This window comes from Psychromonas sp. B3M02 (assembly GCF_003318165.1).
In the GTDB taxonomy this organism is placed as follows: Bacteria; Pseudomonadota; Gammaproteobacteria; order Enterobacterales; family Psychromonadaceae; genus Psychromonas.
Window position 1 is genome coordinate 1 of record NZ_QOCB01000125.1, and the last position, 1,122, is coordinate 1,122.

Genomic DNA, 1,122 nt, shown 5'->3' on the forward strand with positions numbered 1-1,122 from the left:
TATATTTTATTATTTTTGGTAATTTAATTGGCTCTCGTATTGGTGAAATGAATGGTTTTAGCTATATGGCCTTTATTGTGCCTGGCTTGATCATGATGTCGGTGATCACTAACTCTTATTCTAATGTGGCTTCGTCATTTTTTAGTGCCAAACTACAACATAATATCGAAGAGCTGTTAGTGGCGCCTGTCCCGAATTACCTGATTATTTTAGGTTACATGGGTGGCGGTGTTGCTCGTGGTTTAATGGTTGGATTGATCGTCACTTTAGTTTCGTTATTTTTTGTAGATTTGCATATACATAATATCTTTGTGTTAATTGCGAGTGTGTTATGTACTTCTATTTTATTTTCATTAGGTGGGTTGCTGAATGCTGTATTTGCTAAAACCTTTGATGATATTAGTATTATTCCAACCTTTGTTTTAACGCCTTTAACCTATTTAGGTGGTGTCTTTTATTCTATTTCGCTATTGCCTGACTTTTGGCAGGGTGTTTCACATTTTAATCCTGTGTTTTATATGATCAATGCTTTTCGTTATGGTTTCTTAGGAGTATCTGATGTACCAATTGTATGGTCATTTGTAGTGATTTTTAGCTTTATTACGGTGACTTATTCTCTGTTATATATTTTATTAAACAAAGGTATAGGTGTGCGTACATGATCGATATTACAGGCGATTCACGGGTTATTACATCGAATCAACAGGGGTTAAATGAGAAACTCGATGAAGTGGTTTTAAAACATTTACAGCATGACTTTAAAAAGCCATACCAGACTCATACATTACAAGCGTTTAAAGAGGTGGAGAAGTGGGTTGAGCAACAGGGAAAGCCAATTATTTTTGATTCATGTTGTGGCGTAGGTGAAAGTACTTATCATATTGCAAAAGCTCACCCAGAAGCGATTGTATTAGGTATGGATAAATCAGCAGACCGATTATCAAAACATCCTAATGATAATGAAGAAGTGATCCAAACCTTAGATAATTATCGTTTATTACAGGTCAATCTCAATGATTTTTGGCGTTTAGCGGTAGAAGCAGAATGGACATTGTCACACCATTATCTGCTATACCCAAATCCATGGCCAAAGGCAAAGCATTTACAACGTCGTTGGCATGG

General features: G+C 35.8%; 2 protein-coding genes. Both read left to right on the plus strand.

Annotated elements, in window-relative coordinates; genetic code table 11:
• Positions 1-662, plus strand: a 662-nt coding sequence (locus DS885_RS13820) for an ABC transporter permease (RefSeq protein ID WP_147232362.1), incomplete at its 5' end; no start/stop codon positions are given.
• Positions 659-1,122, plus strand: a 464-nt coding sequence (gene trmB, locus DS885_RS13825; RefSeq protein ID WP_258546916.1) for a tRNA (guanine(46)-N(7))-methyltransferase TrmB, incomplete at its 3' end; no start/stop codon positions are given. The genes DS885_RS13820 and trmB, both read left to right, overlap by 4 nt.